This is a genomic window from Akkermansia sp. GGCC_0220, assembly GCF_017566105.1.
GTDB classification, from domain to species: Bacteria; Verrucomicrobiota; Verrucomicrobiia; order Verrucomicrobiales; family Akkermansiaceae; genus Akkermansia; species Akkermansia massiliensis.
The window spans coordinates 1-1095 of the sequence record NZ_JABFCI010000048.1; the positions used below are offsets into that span (position 1 = coordinate 1).

1 pseudogene is annotated in these 1095 nt (G+C 53.4%); it reads right to left on the reverse strand.

Annotation, left to right across the window (positions count from 1 at the left end):
• Window positions 1–1095: pseudogene (locus HJW02_RS12905) on the reverse strand (hypothetical protein); the annotation flags it as partial.

Below are 1095 nucleotides of genomic sequence, written 5' to 3' on the forward strand. Positions count from 1 at the left end.
CTCCGATCACCGGAGGCTTGCCCCATTTGACCGATACTCCGTAGTAGGCGATGAACGTGGAATCCAAAGAGGGAGTTCCGTATTGGCCCGACTTCTTGGCCTCTTCATCGGTTCCTTCATTATGTTCCCACATTTCCGCCGGAAGCTTAATCTGGTCGACCAGAGGTTTTTCCCACGCGCCCCAGTTCAGGTTGAGGATAGCCGGCATGGTTTTGGCGAAGATGTCGATTTCAGCCGTGTTTTTCCCATTCAGGGAGGAGGAGCTGTTCATCTTGTTGGGATTCATGAGACCGGCCCCCATGACGAAAGTTCCCAAGGCCTTTGATGCTCCCTTGTCCCCGTATTTGACGGCGAGGACATGATTATCGGGCGTACCATTGAGTTGGCTGGTATCTTCCGCGAAGATAATGGAAGCCTTGGCGATGCCCTGCTGATTATATCCACTGCCGTCCAGCAGTTCGTAGCGAACACCGTCCGTCAGGTTGACGGCATAGGAGCTGACCTGGCCAGGCTCCTGGGACCAACCTTCCTTAAGTGGGAACCTGTCCGGTTTGAAATCACCGCTGTTGGGTTTTGTCTTATAAACCTCATTGCCATTGGCAATGTTGGAAACGACCGGCTGGGCAAAGACAACGATTTCTCCAGCCTTCAAGGTAGAAGGTTCTCCCTTGATCGTGGCCCCATCTCCACTGAGTTTGGATGTGGTGCGGAAAGAGGCGCCAAAGTCGGCCACCTGGCGGTTGTTATAAGAAGCATTCAAGTAGGGGACCAGGCAGGATTCCCCGTAATTGGACAATTGGCCTTCATCCAGCTGGTTCCATGCGAATTTGATATTGTGGGAAAGCAGCAGGGGCATGAAACGGTGTTCGCCGAAGTAGGCGCCCCAGACGCCGCCGTCGGCTCCGGTCAGTTTCATATCCACATTGTAGGGGTTCCACCAGACGTACACCGGAATGACGGCGATACGGAAGTCAATCCATCCACCGCGGTTGGGATGCTTGTTGCCGTGTTTGACATAGTTAAGTCCCACGAAAGAATAAAAGCGCAGCAGGATGGGATGGCGCATGTACGTGTAGCGGTTGTCCATCATTTCCA